Below are 16891 nucleotides of genomic sequence, written 5' to 3' on the forward strand. Positions count from 1 at the left end.
CTCAAGGAGCCCCGGAATGCCGCATCTCGACGAGAAACTCGAACTCATCTTAGCAGAGGTCATCCGACGCAACGCGGGCGAGCCGGAGTTCCACCAGGCCGTCCGCGAAGTCCTCGAAAGCCTTGGCCGCGTTGTGGCCAAACGCCCGGACTTTTTCGACGACGCGCTGATTGAGCGCATCTGCGAGCCGGAACGCCAGATCATCTTCCGCGTGCCGTGGATCGATGACGCCGGCAAAGTGCAGATCAACCGCGCTTTCCGCGTGCAGTTCAACTCGGCGCTTGGCCCCTATAAAGGCGGCATCCGCTTCCACCCTTCGGTGAATGTCGGGATCATCAAGTTCCTCGGCTTCGAGCAGACCTTCAAAAACGCGCTGACCGGCATGCCGATCGGTGGCGGCAAAGGCGGCTCGGACTTCGACCCCAAAGGCAAGTCGGACCGCGAAATCATGCGCTTCTGCCAGAGCTTCATGCTGGAGCTGCACCGCCACATCGGCGAATACACCGACGTTCCGGCCGGTGATATCGGCGTGGGCGGGCGTGAGATCGGCTATATGTTCGGCCAGTATAAGCGTCTGTCGAACCGCTATGAAGCGGGCGTTCTGACCGGCAAAGCGCTGTTCTACGGCGGCTCGCGGGCCCGCACCGAAGCCACCGGCTACGGCAATACCTATTTCGTGCAATCCATGCTTGGCACCAAAGGCACCTCCTTTGACGGCAAGAAAGTGGTTGTCTCGGGTTCGGGCAACGTTGCGATCTATACCGTTGAAAAGGTTACCTCTTTCGGCGGCAAAGTCATCGCGATGTCCGACAGCTCGGGCTATATCGTCGACGAGAACGGCATCGATCTGAAGCTGGTCAAAGAGCTTAAAGAAGTGCGCCGCGCGCGGATTTCTGAGTATCTGCGCATCAAGGGCGACGGCAAAGGCGTTTACTTTGTCAAAGCCGGTGACGGCTCGATCTGGGATGTCGCCTGCGACGTCGCCATGCCTTCGGCCACGCAGAACGAGCTGACCGGTCGTGACGCAAAGACCCTGGTGAAGAACGGCGTGATCGCGGTCGGCGAAGGCGCGAATATGCCCTCGACCCCGGATGCGGTGCGCGTGTTCCAGGAAGCCGGCGTGATGTTTGCGCCGGGCAAAGCCGCCAACGCAGGCGGTGTGGCCACCTCGGCGCTAGAGATGCAGCAGAACGCGTCGCGTGACAGCTGGAGCTTTGAGCAGACCGAAGGCCGTCTGGCAACGATCATGAAAAACATCCACGACACCTGCTACGCGACCGCCGATGAATATGGCGTGCCGGGCGATTATGTGTCGGGTGCAAACATCGCAGGCTTCGTCAAAGTGGCCGAAGCAATGCGCGCTCTGGGCGTGATCTGATCACCCCGCCCTGAAGAAAAACAAAGCCGCGGGGGATCTTCCCGCGGCTTTCTTCATGCCGGATGAAACCCGGCGGACTGAGCGGCAGAGACAAAGGCCTCGCGCGCGGCGGCGACGGGTGCCAGGCACTCCATCGCCTGATCGATGCGCTGCAGAGCCATATTACGGCTCTCATCGGCGACCGGCCATTTGCGTTCCAGCAGCCAGCGTGCGCTTTCGATCGTGGTTACAGACATAATGTCACCCTCGGTGGTGACGGTGAATCGCAGGGGAGCTCCCCAATGTACTTCCATCATGCAACCAAGATGGGAGGCCCCCGGGCTTCTGTCAAGCCCGCCGCCTTTCGCGACAGCACAGACGGCAAAAGCCCCGACGGTTTCCCGCGGGGCCTTGCGTAACGTCAGGATGCTCTCAGCCGAAGTAGGCGAACATCTGATCGAGTGCTTCGGTCTTTGCGGGTTCTGCGGCGGCGGCAGCGCGGCGCGGTTTCTGCGTTTTCGGGCTCTGCCAGTAGGACATCGAATCCTGTGCAGCTTCCAGTGCTGCCGCGCTCGCAGCGGTCAGTCCGGTGAGAGGATGGGTCAGCGAGAGGGTCATTTCGGGCTCCGTTTGCATCTCTTGCATCTTTGTCGATGCTGCAGTGCATATAGTCGCTGCAGTGCAGCATTGCGAGGCCCGATGCTGCAGGGGAGCTATGCACTGCACGCAGGCATCCGCGCGGCGAAAGGCTTAGCCGCTGAAGGCCGGATGATAGCTGACGACGCCTTCAGGGATCTCTGCCCCGAAGCTCAGGGCCTGAAAATACTCAAGGGGAACATTCGGATAGCGAAGCCCTGCCCGCACGGCAAAGCCGAAGCGGCCGTAGAACCCCGGATCCCCCAGCACCACAACCCCGGCCGCATTCAGGCCCTGAAGACGGTCAAGCCCCGCGCGCAGCAGGGCCGAACCGATCCCCTGCCCCTGACGATCCGGTGCCACCGACAGCGGACCAAGGCCATACCACGCCCCCGCCTGCCCGCCGATCTTCACGCCTGAAAAGGCAATATGCCCGCTGAGGCCCCCCTCACTCACCGCGACAAGGGACAGCCGCAGCCCGCCCTGACGGCGCAGCCGGTCAACGATCCGGGCCTCGGTGCCGTCACTCTGCGGCACACCGATAAAAGCGGCAGTGATCAGGGCTGCAATCGCCCCGGTCTCCCCCGGGGCTTCTGAGCGGATCTCCATTTTGCCTCTCCTGAGACGTTTTCCCAACCGTAGCGGCTCTTTCATGCCCGACAACCCCTTTCGGGCGAACTCGCGAGAACCGCCCAGGATGGCGCGTCCCTTGCAACAGCACACCAGCAGACCGGCCAGAAAAAAACGGCCCGGGAGAACCCCCGGGCCGGTAAAAGGATGTCACGCTCTGAGGGCCGCTCAGGCGGCGCGCTCGACCATCATCTTTTTGATCTGCGCGATGGCTTCTGCCGGGTTCAGACCCTTCGGGCAGGTTTTGGCGCAGTTCATGATGGTGTGGCAGCGGTAAAGCTTGAAGGGGTCTTCCAGCTCATCCAGACGCTGGCCGGTGGCCTCGTCGCGGCTGTCGATGATCCAGCGATACGCATGCAGCAGGGCGGCCGGACCAAGGTATTTGTCCGAGTTCCACCAATAGCTCGGGCAGGACGTCGAGCAGCTTGCGCACATCACGCATTCATAAAGACCGTCGAGTTTCTTGCGGTCCTCAATCGACTGACGCCACTCTTTGGCCGGCGTATTGGTCGCCGTTTCCAGCCAGGGCATGATCGAGGCATGCTGGGCGTAGAAATGCGTCAGATCCGGGATCAGGTCGCGCACCACCGGCATATGCGGCAGCGGATAGATGCGCACATCGCCCTTCACCTCATCAAGGCCATAGATACAAGCGAGGGTGTTGATCCCGTCGATATTCATCGCACAGGAACCGCAGATGCCTTCGCGGCACGAACGGCGGAACGACAGCGTCGGGTCGATGTTGTTTTTGATATAGATCAGCGCATCAAGCACCATCGGACCGCAGTCATCGAGATCGATGAAATAGGTATCGACCGAGGGGTTCTGCCCGTCTTCCGAGCTCCAGCGGTAGATCTGGAACTTGCGGAGGTTCTTTGCGCCTTCCGGTTTGGGCCAGGTTTTGCCCGTGCGGATCTTCGAGTTTTTGGGAAGCGTGAACTGGACCATGCAGGGGTTCCTTCAGTTTCGCAGAGATGAACAACGGCACGGGAGCGACGGCTCCGGCACGGATTTAAGATTTGCGCGGGCCACCCTCATGGCCTTGGGAACGGATCCGGTCACGAATAGCTCCCTTTCCACGCAGCTTTGTCGAGGATCTCACGAGCCTCGGAGATCAAATGTTGCAGACCGGCCCCGGTCAGCACCTTTTCAAAATGCCCCATGCCATTCCAGGCGCGCGCAAAGCGCGGCAGCGCGGGATCATAAAGCCCGGTGATCCACGCCAGCACCGCCCGGTCGCGGGCGGCCTCCCAGGCGCTCTGCTGCCAGACCCGCGCCAGATCGATGCCGATCTGCGCGAAATAATCCATCAGCACCGGCAGGTCATAAAGCGCCAGACCGCTGTGAACGAAGGGTTTCCCGTCTTCGCCCAGATAGTGCAGCACCTGGGTGCTGACCGGCACATAGCCCAGAGCATCGCAGCGCGGCGAAAGCTGGCTTTCCGCCATCCGCCAATGTCTGCGGCGCAGCAGGATATCAATGGCCTGCGGCGCGCGCCCCAGAAGCTGGCGACCATGCACGGCCGAGCCTTCGGCGAAGATCAGACGCTCTGCACCCGCATAGGCAAGAAGCTGATCGCGCAGCGACAAAGCCTCAGGGGCCAGAATCTGCACCCCAAGCTCTGCGAGGCATTGGGCCAGATAGCCCTCGCCCGCATGGCCGCCAAGGCGCGGCGCCAGGCGGTGCCGCCCGATATAGATCACCCCGGAGGGTGCCGCGACATGGACACCCTGCGCAAAGGCATGGGCATCGAGCAGATCGAGATAGCCCTCGCTGACCACCGGGCCGTTGACGTCCTCGCCCTGCCCGGCCACCCAGAGGGTCGCCACGCGGTGCGGCTGATGCACAAAGCGCATCTGCCGCGGGGAAAGGCCAAACCAGCCGGTCACAGCCGCAAAAGCCGGCGCAAGCGCGCGCGGATCCACCGGCTGCGCTGCCGTATAAAGAAACGGCAGCCCGGCCTTTTCCTGCAGCGACTGCAGCAGACGCGGCGCGGATTCGGCGGCGATATGGCCGAAGTGATCGTCATAGCTGCCGATGAAGACAGCCTCTTCAATCACGCCAACCGTCTCACAGGCTTCCGGCGCGCGGCAGACCGGCACCCCGCGGCGCAGATGGCGCGCGGCATGCTGGCGGTCAAACTGCGGCCAGGCCACCCCGGGCGCTTCCCGCGCCAGGGGCGGTCCGACGGTGACATCGCGAAACGACATCATCGGACGCAGCCTGCGGCCACTGCGGGCATAGCTATGCGCTCTCACCGGCGGACAAGGGGCTGCTGCCGGTGCGCCAGGCACCGCAGCGGGGGTCCGCCCTGTCCATCTGGTAAGAAGCCCGTTCATCCCGCTCCCCGCGCTGGTGAGAGATGCCGGCCCGAAAAGGGCCGGCGCTTTGCTTAATAGACCCGTGCCTTCGGCGCGATCTTTTTCAGATCAATGCCGCCGTCTTCCTGTTTGGTCAGCGGATCGAGGTGAACCGGGCGGTCGCCCAGGGTCACTTTCGCGCCATCAACCCAGGCCAGCGAGTGCTTGCGCCAGTTGACGTCATCACGCTCCGGCCAGTCCTCATGGGCATGGGCGCCGCGCGATTCCTTGCGCGCCTCTGCCGCGACGATGGTCGCCAGCGCGTTCGGCATCAGGTTCGCCAGTTCCAGCGTTTCCATCAGATCCGAGTTCCAGACCAGCGAGCGGTCCGAGACCTTCAGATCGTCCATCTTACGGGCGATGGCATCCATCTTCTCGCAGCCTTCGGCCAGCGTCTTATCGGTGCGGAAGACGGCAGCATCAGCCTGCATGGTCTTTTGCATCTCAAGACGCAGCTCGGCGGTGGGCGTATTGCCCTTGGCGTGGCGATAGGCGTCAAAGCGCGACAGTGCCCGGTCAACTTCGACCTTATTGGTCGCGGGGATCGCCGAGGCGCGGTCGATGGTCTGACCGGCACGGATCGCGGCGGCACGGCCAAAGACCACGAGGTCGATCAGCGAGTTCGAGCCCAGACGGTTCGCACCATGCACCGAAGCGCAGCCTGCCTCGCCCACAGCCATCAGGCCAGGGTAAACCGCATCGGGATTGCCCGGCTGCGGGTTCAGCACTTCGCCCCAATAGTTGGTCGGAATGCCGCCCATATTGTAGTGCACGGTCGGCAGAACCGGGATCGGCTCTTTGTTGACGTCAACGCCCGCAAAGATCTTCGCCGATTCCGAGATGCCCGGCAGACGCTCATGCAGGGTTTCCGGCGGCAGGTGGTTGAGGTGCAGGTGGATGTGATCGCCGTTTTTGCCAACGCCACGGCCTTCGCGGATCTCAATCGTCATGCAGCGCGAAACCACATCGCGCGAGGCGAGGTCTTTATAGGTCGGCGCATAGCGCTCCATGAAGCGCTCACCATTGGAGTTGGTGAGATAGCCGCCTTCGCCGCGGGCCCCTTCGGTGATCAGGCAGCCCGAGCCATAGATGCCGGTCGGGTGGAACTGCACGAATTCCATATCCTGCAGCGGCAGACCCGCACGCGCGACCATGCCACCACCGTCGCCGGTGCAGGTATGGGCCGAAGTAGCCGAGAAGTAAGCGCGGCCATAGCCGCCGGTCGCCAGCACAACCATCTTCGCATTGAAGACATGCATGGTGCCGTCATCGAGCTTCCAGGCCACCACGCCGGTGCAGACACCGTCGGTGATGATCAGATCAAGCGCGAAATATTCGATATAGAACTCGGCCTTCTGCTTCAGCGACTGCCCGTAAAGGGTGTGCAGAATGGCGTGGCCGGTGCGGTCCGCCGCGGCGCAGGTGCGCTGAACGGGCGGGCCTTCGCCGAACTCGGTGGTGTGACCGCCAAAGGGGCGCTGGTAGATCTTGCCCTCTTCGGTGCGCGAGAAGGGCACGCCGTAGTGCTCAAGCTCATAAACCGCTTTGGGGGCTTCGCGTGCGAGATATTCCATCGCATCGGTATCGCCCAGCCAGTCCGAGCCCTTCACGGTGTCGTAAAGGTGCCACTGCCAGTTGTCGGGACCCATGTTCGACAGCGAAGCGGCGATGCCGCCCTGGGCTGCCACGGTATGCGAACGGGTCGGGAAAACCTTGGTGATGCAGGCGGTGCGCAGACCCTGCTCAGCCATGCCCAGGGTGGCACGCAGGCCCGCGCCACCGGCGCCGACCACCACGACATCATAGTCGTGCGTTTCGTATGCGTAAGCTGCCATAGTAACTACCTCAAAGCGCGAGTTTGATGAGGGCGTAGAACCCTGCGGCGATCACCAGATAGGAAACCGCATTGGCGAGCATGACGAAGGCGTCACGGGTGAAACCGTGGCAGTAGTCTTCAATGGCCGACTGCGCGCCTTTGGCGAAGTGGCGCATGCCCACGAAAAGGAAAAGACCGGTCAGGATCGCGATGAAGGGATTCGCAAAGAAGCCGGCGAAATGTTCAAAGCCGTGGCCCAGGATCCGCGCGAAGGCGAAGACAAAGACCGGAACGATGAACAGCAGTGCCCAGCCCGAGACGGTCATGGCGATGTGATGCTCGGTGCCGCGGCGGGCCGAGCCCAGACCTTCGGCGCGTTTGCGGGGGGTCAGATAACGCATGGTCCGGCTCCTTATGCGACAGCGACGATGATGGTGATCACGGTCAGCACGGTGGCACCGATGAACATCGCCCAGCCCATTTTCTCGGCGGTCGGAATGTCGAGGCCTTTGCCCGCGTCAAAGATGAAATGGCGCACGCCGCCGAGCAGATGATACCACACTGCCCAGGCCGAGCCGATCCAGATCAGCCAGCCCACCCAGGAGGTGGCAAACCAGTTGACGCAGTCGAAGGCTTCTTTGGAGATTGCAGCACCCAGCAGCAGCGCGGCGATCAGCGCGAAGGCCACGACGAGTGCAAGGCCCGTGATGCGGATCATGATGGACGACATCGAGGTCATCTGCGGGCGGTAGTACGGCCCGATCATGAATGGGGAAAGGGGGCGTTCCACCCGTTTTGGCTCAGCCATCGCTCGGTTCCCTTTTCGGCTTGCGTCGGATTGACGCTGACTTTGCCCTTCTCAATACTCATTTTCGCGCGGGTGTCACCACCGCAGATGCTGCAATTCACCGCAGGAGGCAGGGATTGCGCAAAAATATCATTTTGTGATCACACCCGTGACAACATTTACCATACAGACGCAGAATCAAAGAAGCCGCGATCTGACGATCGCGGCTTCCCGGTATTTTTCTCAGGAATTACAGGGCCTCAGCCCGGCAAATCACTTGAACGAGAAGGTGTAGTCCAGAGCAACGACGATTTTGTCGTTGGCGTAGCCAGCAGCACCACCGGTACGAGCGGTGTCCTGGTACTTCAGCGACACTGCGTAGTCGTCGTTCAGAGCGTAGGTTGCGCCCAGAACGTAGAACTCACGGCCGCCGTGGTTTTTCTTGCCGGCTACAGCGTTGAACGACAGTTTGTCGTCAAGCTTGTAGTTCGCGAAGATGCGGACGTCGGTGTTGTGCTGCGGTGCCGGATCGTAGGCAACTTTTGCACCGAGGCTCAGCTGGTCGTTGATCGCGTAGGACACTTTCAGCGAGACTTCTTCGCCTGCAGCAACGCCCGAACGGTTGTTGTAGAACCAGGTGTAGGCAACGTCGTAGTTGAAGCCTGCAACCGAGTTACGGTAGCCAACGTAGAAGTCGTTTTCCCAGGTGTCGCCGGCGTTCAGCTCTTCCGAGAGGTTCGAACCCCAGTAGCCAACGTAGCCACCCATGTATTCAGCTTCGATCCACGGCTGGAATGCCAGGCCGTTGGTGCCTTTTGCGCCCGAGGTCGAAACGTATTGCGAAGCAACGGTTGCGCCAGCCGAAACGGCGACGCCTTCAGCCGAAGCGATGGACGGAGCGGCGGCAGCAAGTGCCAGTGCGGAAGCGACGATGAGATTGCGCATCGATACCCTCAATTGCAGGAGTGTTATTACACCCTGCTCTCACCACTTCCGCCCGCCGACCACAAGGCAGCGCCGCTTTGCCGCCCGGGAAATGATGCGGAATTGCAACAACCACATCACAAAACCGCGACATTTTAGCGCATACCTTTTGACATATGCCAATTCTTCAGGCGCTGAAAAAACTCAACCTCAGCTGGGCATCAGCGCCCAGTAATCGAGGTCGAGCAGCACACCCGGCAGATATTTTTTATCTTCTCCGCGCAACGTGAGGGGTTGCGTTTCGTGTTTGACTGCGACCAGGCGCAGGCGAACCGCGGTGACACCCGGGCTGGAAGTCTCTGCTTTGTCAATGACTTCGCTCCAGGCGCGGATGGTATCTCCCGCAAAACAAGGGTTGGCGTGACTGCCTGCGTTCAAAGCGATCATCATCTGGGCATTCGCCAGACCATTGAAGGAAAGCGCCCGCGCCAGTGAGATGACGTGACCGCCGTAAATCAGCCGCCGCCCGTCGGGGCGCTGAGTCGCATCAAAATGGACCCTGGCGGTGTTCTGCCACATCCGGGTGGCCAGCATATGCTCGGCCTCCTCGATCGTCACACCATCGACATGGTCGATCTTCTCGCCGATCTGATAATCCGCAGCGCGGTGCCGCTCCCCCGCCAGATCAAAATCATAGCGGCTGAAGTCGAGCCCCTCGGGCACCACAAGATCGCCCGGCGCGACAAAGGCAGACAGCTCCGGCACCACGGCCTCTGGTGCAGGGGCCGCGAGATTGCCTTTGCGCAGCATGACCCAGCGGACATAGTCCAGCACCGCCTCGCCGCGCTGGTTAAAGCCCTGGCTGCGCACCCAGACCACGCCGGAGCTGCCGTTTGAGTTCTCTTTCAGCCCGATCACCGTCGATTGCGACCGCAGCGTATCGCCCGGATAGACCGGCTTCAGCCAGCGCCCCTCAGCATAGCCCAGATTGGCCACGGCATTGAGCGAGATATCCGGAACGGTCTTGCCAAAAACGATGTGGAAAGCCGCCAGATCATCCATCGGGCTTTGCGGCAGCCCACAGGCGCGGGCGAATTCATCCGAGGAGTAAAGCGCATGCCGCGCCGGATAAAGCGCATGATAAAGCGCCCGCTCGCCGCCCGAAACCGTGCGCGGCACGGCATGGGGGATGACCTCACCCAGCTTGTAATCTTCAAAGAACCGGCCCGCGCTGGTCTTCATTCCCGCCTCCCTCAGAATTTTCGGGGATCTTCCCTGCGCTGATGCCTCCACGCATCAGGGCAGGAAAGACGGGGCAGATCCCTGCCCCGTCCCGATACCTCAGGCCTCGCTGAGCTTCATTTCAGGGCTGTAGTCCTGATCGCTGTCTTTCACGACGGCCTGGGCGCAGCGCATCACACCGCGCGCCACATCAAAGGCATAGGCCGGCGAGCCATGCAGCTCCCACCCTTTGGACAGCGCCAGCGAGACTTTATGGCAAAATGCCGAAGTGTCATCCTCTGTCAGCAGACGATAGACTTTCATGATGAGATCCTTCTCAAAAACTCAGCCGAAGACCGGATAGCCCAGGGCCTTGTGGATCATGGCAATGACGCCAAAGACAAGGATGGCGCCGATCAGGGCAAAAGCCTCAAATTTCACAGGCTTTGCCGGGACAGCTGCCGCGCGCGGCGAGACCGCCATCTGCACCAGCGCCCAAAGACCAAGGCCGCCGAACAGAACAAACGAGGGCGTATCGCCATTGACCAGCAGATGCGCCACCGCCCAGAGCAGAACCGACAGCAGCAGCGGATGCGGCAGCGCCCGGCCCAGAGCCGTTTTCATGCCATGCGCTGCGCCAAGATAAATGGCGATCAGAACCAACAGATTGTTGATCCCCGTCAGCATCGGCGAGCGGCCCCAGTAAAACGCGCCTTCAGCCTGGCGGTAGCCCACCACCATCAGCACCACCGCCAGCGCGGCCAGCCCGTGTTTCGCGCCCTTGCCGCCCGGAAGCTTTGCTCCGGCCAGAAAGACCGCGGCCCATAAAATCACACCGAGGATCAGAATCGTCATCCGCTCACCCTAAATCTGCCGGGGCTCTGATCGTCAGACCCCTTCACCGCCCGCGAGCGCCGCAATGGCGGCCGCTTTCGCCAGCGTGGCTTTGGCGGTCACGATATGCAGGTTTTCGACGATTTTACCATCAACGACTGCCACGCCCTGCCCCTGGGCCAGCGCCGCGTCAAAGGCCTCAATCTGTCGGGCCGCAAGGCGGATCTCGGCCTCCGAGGGGGCAAAGGCGGCATTGGCGGTGGCCAGCTGATCGGGGTGGATCAGGGTCTTGCCGTCAAAGCCCATATCGCGGCCCTGCTCACATTCAAACTGCAGACCCTCGATATCTTTGAAGGCGTTATAGACACCGTCGATCAGCGTCACGCCATGGGCGCGACCGGCCAGAACGCAAAGCCCAAGGCCCGCCATCATCGGCAGACGGTCCGCGCGAAAGCGGCTGCCAAGGTCTTTCGCCAGATCATTGGTGCCCATAACCATGCCCGTCAGACGCGGATGGGCGGCAATTTCCGCGGCATTCAGCATGCCCAGCGGCGTCTCCATCATCGCCCAGAGATCGACGCCCGGGATCAGTGCCGCCACCGCCTCAAGATCGGCCGCCGAATTGACCTTGGGGATCAGGATCGCTTCGATCTCAAGACCCGCGAAGGCGAGAATGTCATCCCGGCCCCATTCGGTCTCAAGACCATTGATCCGCACAATGCGCGCCCGCCCGCCGTAATCGCGGGTTTTCAGCGTCTCAGCCAGAAGCTGGCGGGCGCGGGGCTTTTCCTCGATCGCCACCGCATCTTCGAGGTCAAAGATGATCGCATCGGCTGCGAGTGTGGTCGCTTTTTCCAGCGCCCGCTCTTTGGAGCCGGGAATATAAAGAACTGAGCGCCAGGGCCGCGATTGCCGATCCATGCCATCCTCCGAAAGCAACAATATTGCGCGGCACAATGGCAGATCAGACATAATTGGCAAGAGTGGTTTTGCTGCAACGCAGCGTCCGACAGCTTTTGCGCCAACAATCAAGGCGCTGCGCGGCTTCACGCCTGGAGTGCCCGATCCTCTTGCCGCGTGCCTCCGGGGAGTGTCAGCTCGCCCCGCTCTGCCTGAGCGGCGAGGCCGGGCCCCTTATGGCTGCCCGGTCCGAGAGGCGGACGAGCCTTGGCATGTTCTCAGGTCATCCGGCGGCTCATCGCACCAGGCAGCGGCATGAGGAGGCGTTATATTTCGGCAGTGCCTGCCATATCTGAACGCCAGCTATCCGGATGGGTCAGGAGGATGGATGCCCTTCCGACTGCGGGGCGTCATCGCAGATTTCAGACCAGCCCGGCTTTTCGGACGTGAACTCGTGAAACTGGTTCTTCAGGCCAATGTCTGTATCCAGGGCATTGGCTGCGATAGGGAAAGTCGCCTCTTCGGAGAGAATTTCGCCAAGCGACGTTCCACAGGTTTTGCAGAAACAACGGCCATATTTATAAGGGGCATCCGGCTTATAGGTCGCTACATTTTCTTTACCGTGATGCCACTTCAGGTCGTCACGTTTCACAAAAACGATAGTGCTGGCCCCTGCCTTCCGACACCTTGAACAATGGCATGTCCCCATCATGGACGGGGCGGCCAAAAGCTCAAATTTCACAGCACCACAGCAACAACTGCCCTGAAACATCTAAATATCCCTCTAAAAATTTGACTGATAAGAACAATACATGAACTCTTAGAGAGTCGCAATGACCGCAAAGGGCTTAACAGCGCGGTCGGGGGGCTTTTCCCGGTGATGCCGCCCTGATCGCGGGACGCGCGCAGGAGGTTGCGGGCCTGATGGGCGTGACGGCAGAGCGCTATTTTCAGGACGATCTCGGACCGGCACTCCCACATCCCGCCGCGCCAGACGCCTGCGCAAGAGGGGCAGAGATTGCCCGCGACAGCGCGGGTGAATTGCGCGCGCCAGGCGGGCAGATCCTTCATCCATAAAGAAAAAGGGGCCCGAAGGCCCCTTCCCGTTCAGATATGCAAAGCCCGGCCATAGGCGTCGAGCACCGATTCATGCATCATCTCGGAGAGCGTCGGATGCGGGAAAACCGTCTCCATCAGCTCCGCTTCCGTGGTCTCAAGACTGCGGCCGACGACATAGCCCTGGATCAGCTCAGTGACTTCCGCGCCGACCATATGCGCGCCCAGCAACTCGCCGGTTATCGCGTCAAAAATGGTCTTCACCATGCCCTCAACCTCGCCAAGCGCGATGGCTTTGCCATTGCCAATGAAGGGGAAACGGCCGACCTTCAGCTCATAGCCCGCAGCCTTGGCCTTTTCCTCCGTCAGACCGACCGAGGCGATCTGCGGATGGCAATAGGTGCAGCCCGCGATGGTATTGGGCTTGATCGGATGGGGCTTCTGCCCCGCGATCAACTCGGCCACCATCACGCCTTCATGGCTGGCCTTATGGGCAAGCCAGGGCGCACCGGCGATATCGCCGATGGCGTAAAGGCCCGGGATTTTCGTGCGGCAGAATTCATCGGTCACCACATGGGTGCGATCAACCTCAACGCCCTGCTCTTCGAGACCCAGCCCCTCAATATTGCCGACAATACCGACCGCCGAGATCACCGTATCAAAGCGGCGGGTTTCCACTTTGCCGTTCATCTCAATATGGGCGGTGACGCCGGTGGCATCGCGGTCGAGTTTTTTGACCGTGGCCTTCTCCAGAATAGTCATCCCCTGCTTAACAAAGGATTTCTTTGCGAAGGCCGCGATCTCGGCATCCTCAACGGGCAGGATACGGTCCATGACCTCAACCACGGTCGTTTTGGCACCGAGCGTGTTGTAAAAGCTGGCAAATTCGATGCCAATCGCGCCCGATCCGATCACCAGAAGCTCTTTCGGCATCCGCTTCGGCTGCAGCGCATGTTTATAAGTCCAGACGCGGTCGCCATCGGCCTCAAGGCCCGGCAGTTCGCGGGCCCGCGCGCCGGTCGCAAGCACGATATGCGGCGCGCTCAGACGCTCTTCGCCCTTTGCGCCGGTCACCGTCAGGCTGCCTTTGCCGGTCAGCTTCGCCGCCCCCATAAAGACGGTGATTTTGTTTTTCTTCATCAGATGGCCAATGCCGCCCGAAAGCTGCTTCGCCACCCCGCGCGAACGGGCAACGACCGCATCGAGATCAAAGCCGATGTTCTCAGCCTTCAGCCCGAATTCCTTCGCGCGGTGCATCAGATGAAACACTTCTGCCGAGCGCAGCAGTGCCTTGGTCGGGATACAGCCCCAGTTGAGGCAGATCCCGCCCAGGTGTTCACGCTCAACAATGGCCACCTTCAGGCCAAGCTGGGCGCCACGGATGGCGGCCACATAACCGCCGGGTCCGGCCCCGACAACGATCATATCAAAATTCTGAGCCGCCATTTTCCGCCCCCTTTGAGAAGTGGTTTAGCGTTAAACTAGTTTTCCGCCGCCTGTAAAGTCTTCAGTCCTGCTGAAGTTCCTTTACCACTGAGATATAGCCACCGGCATCAAGGAAGGCCTGCTCTTCGACCGTGGTTTCGCGGCCGAGCGCCTCGTTGCGATAGGGGAATCGGCCATAACGGCGGATGACCTCGGTATGCGCGCGGGCGTGGAGGTGATTGGAGGCTCCGGTTTCCGGCATCCGTTCAGCCATTAAATCAATGCAGAGAAGCTGATCATCCAGATCCTCGGAATGCATGAAGGGCAGATAGAAGAACTGCCGCGCCGGCTCGGGCGCCTCCATATCCCAGCCCTTTTCCAGAGCGATGCGGGAGGCATTTACCGCCATGGCATCGGTCGAGAAGGCTTTGCCCTCTCCGCGCCAGAGGTTGCGGGGGAACTGATCGGTCACGACCAGATAGGCGAGGGTCGCGGCGGGACCTGCGATCCAGTGCTCAATCCCGCCCTCTGCGGCGGCTTCCCACAAATCGCCGAAACGCGCGCGGATATCGTCATCCACCTCAGCTGTGCCGATATACCAGCCCTCGGGGCCAAGTTCTTCCAGCCAGAAATCCAGCACTTCGGTGGGGGTCATAGACAGGCTCCTTGTTACAGGAGCCCATGGTGGCAGCTAAGCGGCGCTGCCGCAACCGTCAGACGCGCTTTGCCCCCGGACGCGCGAGGCTGCGCCAGATGCCATAGACGGCCAGGGCCAGCAGCAGGATGGCGATGAAGTAAAAGAACCCCGGCGGGCCGAGACGGATCATCATCTGCCCCGTGACCAGCGGCCCGAACACCGCGCCCAGCCCGTTCAGGAACAACAGCGCCGAAGAGGCCCCCGGCATCCGCTCCGGCTCCAGCCCGTCGTTGGTATGGGCGATCAGCAGGCCATAGACCGGGTTCACAATCCCGCCCAAAGCCAGGGCCATCGCCACATGCAGCGCAAAGCTCATTGGCACAATCGCCGTCGCCAGCATCAGAATGCCGCCGAAAGCCGACAGCGCCACCACCAGCCGCCGCCGCTCCATCCGGTCCGACAGCCAGCCGAGCGGATATTGCAACACCAGCCCGCCCAGATACATCGCGCCGATGAAGGTCGAAATCTGCTGCAGACTAAGCCCCGACTTCGTGCCCCAGACCGAGGCCATGCCCATCATCGCCGAATAGACCCCGCCGGTCAGCAGCATCCCCGCGCAACCCAAAGGCGACAGCCGGTAGAGTTCCCCAAGGCTCATACGGCGCGCGGCCTGATAGGGCGGCGCCTGCACCCCGCTGAGAAGAAAGGGCAAAAGCCCAAGCGCCACCAGCAGCCCCGCCAGCGTGAACAGCACCATTCCCGAAGGATCCGCCGCATTCAGCAGCGCCTGCGCGCCGATGATTCCCAGCATCTGCATGACCATATAGGCCGAGACCACCTGGCCCCGCGTCTCATCGCCGGAGAGTTTGTTCAGCCAGCTGTCGGTCGCCACATAGATCCCCGCCATGGCGATCCCGGTGATGATCCGGCACAGGATCCAGAACCAGACCTGCGGCAGCAGCCCATAGCCCTGCAGCGCCATGATCAGCAAAAAGCCCATGGCTGCGATCACCCGCACATTGCCTGCCCGCGCGATCAGCTTTGGCGCGATCTGCGCGCCGAGCAGCATACCCGCGAAATAGGCCGCCATGACCAGGGCCATGCTATTGGTGGAAAAATGCTCCAACTCTCCGCGCACGCCCAGCAGGCCGCCCTGTATGCCGTTGCCCAGCAACAAAAATCCCACTGAGAGGAGAAGCGGCCAAATCACCGCCAGAATCGCACGCATGCCCGAGGGCCTTTCTGAGCGCAGGCCTCAGCCAGGAAGCAGAAGCGAGCTGTCTCCGTAAGAGAAGAATCGATAGCGGCTCTCTACGGCATGGGCATAGATCCGGTCGATGCGCTCTTTCGTCATCAGGGCCGAGACCAGCATCAGCAGCGTGCTTTTGGGCAGATGGAAGTTGGTCATCAGCCCGTCCACAACGCGGAACTGAAAGCCCGGGCGGATGAAAATATCGGTCTCGCCGGTCCAGGGCTGCAGCCCCTGCTCATCGGCGGCACTTTCCAGCAGCCGCAGCGCGGTGGTGCCGACGGCAATGATGCGCCCGCCTGCCGCTTTGGTGGCATTGATCTCGGCGGCGGCTTTCTCGCTCACCTGCCCCCATTCGGCATGCATTTTATGGGTCTCGATATTCTCAACCTTGACCGGCAGGAAGGTGCCCGCGCCGACATGCAGCGTCACCTCCGTGAAGCCCACGCCCATGGCGCGCAGCTCTTCCATCAACTCAGGCGTGAAATGCAGACTCGCCGTGGGTGCTGCGACAGCGCCTGAAACCCGTGCAAAAACAGTCTGGTAGTCGTCGTTGTCCTGGGCATCGGGCGCGCGTTTGGCGGCGATATAGGGCGGCAGCGGCATGGTGCCCACTTCCGCCAGAGCCGCCTCCAGCGCATCGCCTTCGGCGTCAAAGGACAGCACCACATCCTCGTCGGATTTCTGCACAACCCTGGCCGAGAGGCGCTCGCCAAAGCGGATCACTTCGCCCTCTTTGAGCTTGCGCAGCGGCTTGGCCATGGCGCGCCAGGCCCCGTCGGGCTGCGGCTCCATCAGGGTGATTTCGATCTTTGCCTCAACCAGGCCCTGAGCACTCTCGCGCAGACGCCGCCCCGTCAGCCGGGCGGGAATCACTTTGGTATTGTTCAGAACCAGCCGGTCACCGGGGCGCAGCACGGAGGGCAGATCAAAGACATGCAGATCGCGCATCCCATCGCCTTCGCAGACAAGGAATTTCGCCGCCGTGCGCGGCTTTGCAGGCCGGGTTGCGATCAGCTCTTCCGGCAGGTGATAGTCAAAATCGTCAAGTTTCATCGT

Annotated in this window: 19 protein-coding genes; 1 reads left to right on the forward strand and 18 read right to left on the reverse strand. The window is 61.4% G+C overall.

The features are described from left to right. Positions 1-16: 16 nt before the first annotated feature. Positions 17-1378 (forward strand): NADP-specific glutamate dehydrogenase, encoded by a 1362-nt coding sequence (gene gdhA, locus EG244_RS08850; RefSeq protein ID WP_124964648.1) that lies wholly within the window; start codon positions 17-19, stop codon positions 1376-1378. A 53-nt stretch (positions 1379-1431) separates the two neighbouring features. On the opposite strand, the gene EG244_RS08855 is transcribed toward gdhA, so the two are convergent. The 18 genes from EG244_RS08855 to queA form a co-directional block, all read right to left on the reverse strand. Further along, entirely contained in the window at positions 1432-1674 is a 243-nt protein-coding gene (locus tag EG244_RS08855; protein WP_124964649.1) for a DUF982 domain-containing protein, read from the reverse strand. A 115-nt stretch (positions 1675-1789) separates the two neighbouring features. Then, positions 1790-1975, reverse strand: a complete 186-nt coding sequence (locus EG244_RS08860; RefSeq protein WP_124964650.1) for a hypothetical protein — start codon at positions 1973-1975, stop codon at positions 1790-1792. 132 nt (positions 1976-2107) lie between these two features. After that, on the reverse strand, positions 2108-2602 hold the full coding sequence (locus EG244_RS08865) for a GNAT family N-acetyltransferase (RefSeq protein WP_124964651.1): 495 nt from the start codon (positions 2600-2602) through the stop codon (positions 2108-2110). Between the two features lie 189 nt (positions 2603-2791). Further along, positions 2792-3571 carry a succinate dehydrogenase iron-sulfur subunit gene (locus EG244_RS08870; RefSeq protein ID WP_124964652.1) on the reverse strand — a complete coding sequence of 260 codons (780 nt, stop codon included), beginning with the start codon at positions 3569-3571 and terminating at the stop codon, positions 2792-2794. A 110-nt stretch (positions 3572-3681) separates the two neighbouring features. Beyond that, positions 3682-4881: a glycosyltransferase 61 family protein gene (locus EG244_RS08875; protein ID WP_158617280.1), complete on the reverse strand. Its 1200-nt coding sequence runs from the start codon at positions 4879-4881 to the stop codon at positions 3682-3684. 134 nt (positions 4882-5015) lie between these two features. Continuing rightward, positions 5016-6818 carry a succinate dehydrogenase flavoprotein subunit gene (sdhA, locus tag EG244_RS08880; RefSeq protein ID WP_124964654.1) on the reverse strand — a complete coding sequence of 601 codons (1803 nt, stop codon included), beginning with the start codon at positions 6816-6818 and terminating at the stop codon, positions 5016-5018. A 10-nt stretch (positions 6819-6828) separates the two neighbouring features. Beyond that, the gene (gene sdhD / locus EG244_RS08885) at positions 6829-7200 is read right to left on the reverse strand and encodes a succinate dehydrogenase, hydrophobic membrane anchor protein (protein ID WP_124964655.1); all 372 of its coding nucleotides are present in this window, start codon (positions 7198-7200) and stop codon (positions 6829-6831) included. 11 nt (positions 7201-7211) lie between these two features. Then, positions 7212-7607: a succinate dehydrogenase, cytochrome b556 subunit gene (sdhC, locus tag EG244_RS08890; protein WP_124964656.1), complete on the reverse strand. Its 396-nt coding sequence runs from the start codon at positions 7605-7607 to the stop codon at positions 7212-7214. Positions 7608-7859: 252 nt separating this feature from the next. Then, on the reverse strand, positions 7860-8531 hold the full coding sequence (locus EG244_RS08895) for a TorF family putative porin (protein ID WP_124964657.1): 672 nt from the start codon (positions 8529-8531) through the stop codon (positions 7860-7862). Positions 8532-8720: 189 nt separating this feature from the next. Beyond that, positions 8721-9752, reverse strand: coding sequence for a MaoC family dehydratase (locus tag EG244_RS08900; RefSeq protein WP_124964658.1), 1032 nt, complete (start codon positions 9750-9752; stop codon positions 8721-8723). A gap of 99 nt (positions 9753-9851) precedes the next feature. After that, entirely contained in the window at positions 9852-10055 is a 204-nt protein-coding gene (locus tag EG244_RS08905) for a DUF1737 domain-containing protein (protein WP_199737910.1), read from the reverse strand. Between the two features lie 21 nt (positions 10056-10076). Beyond that, a complete protein-coding gene (locus EG244_RS08910) occupies positions 10077-10586 on the reverse strand; it encodes an NnrU family protein (protein WP_124964660.1) in 510 nt (169 codons plus the stop codon). A gap of 33 nt (positions 10587-10619) precedes the next feature. Continuing rightward, on the reverse strand, positions 10620-11486 hold the full coding sequence (locus EG244_RS08915) for an HpcH/HpaI aldolase/citrate lyase family protein (protein ID WP_124964661.1): 867 nt from the start codon (positions 11484-11486) through the stop codon (positions 10620-10622). 355 nt (positions 11487-11841) lie between these two features. Further along, entirely contained in the window at positions 11842-12237 is a 396-nt protein-coding gene (locus tag EG244_RS08920) for a GFA family protein (protein WP_124964662.1), read from the reverse strand. A 335-nt stretch (positions 12238-12572) separates the two neighbouring features. Then, positions 12573-13967, reverse strand: a complete 1395-nt coding sequence (gene lpdA / locus EG244_RS08925; RefSeq protein WP_124964663.1) for a dihydrolipoyl dehydrogenase — start codon at positions 13965-13967, stop codon at positions 12573-12575. A gap of 61 nt (positions 13968-14028) precedes the next feature. Continuing rightward, the gene (locus EG244_RS08930; RefSeq protein WP_124964664.1) at positions 14029-14601 is read right to left on the reverse strand and encodes a DUF924 family protein; all 573 of its coding nucleotides are present in this window, start codon (positions 14599-14601) and stop codon (positions 14029-14031) included. A 58-nt stretch (positions 14602-14659) separates the two neighbouring features. Continuing rightward, complete coding sequence (locus tag EG244_RS08935) at positions 14660-15811, reverse strand: MFS transporter (RefSeq protein ID WP_124964665.1); 1152 nt, start codon at positions 15809-15811, stop codon at positions 14660-14662. 27 nt (positions 15812-15838) lie between these two features. Continuing rightward, positions 15839-16888, reverse strand: a complete 1050-nt coding sequence (gene queA / locus EG244_RS08940) for a tRNA preQ1(34) S-adenosylmethionine ribosyltransferase-isomerase QueA (RefSeq protein WP_124964666.1) — start codon at positions 16886-16888, stop codon at positions 15839-15841. Positions 16889-16891: the final 3 nt, after the last annotated feature.

The organism is Falsigemmobacter faecalis, from assembly GCF_003863335.1.
Classification (GTDB): Bacteria; Pseudomonadota; Alphaproteobacteria; order Rhodobacterales; family Rhodobacteraceae; genus Wagnerdoeblera; species Wagnerdoeblera faecalis.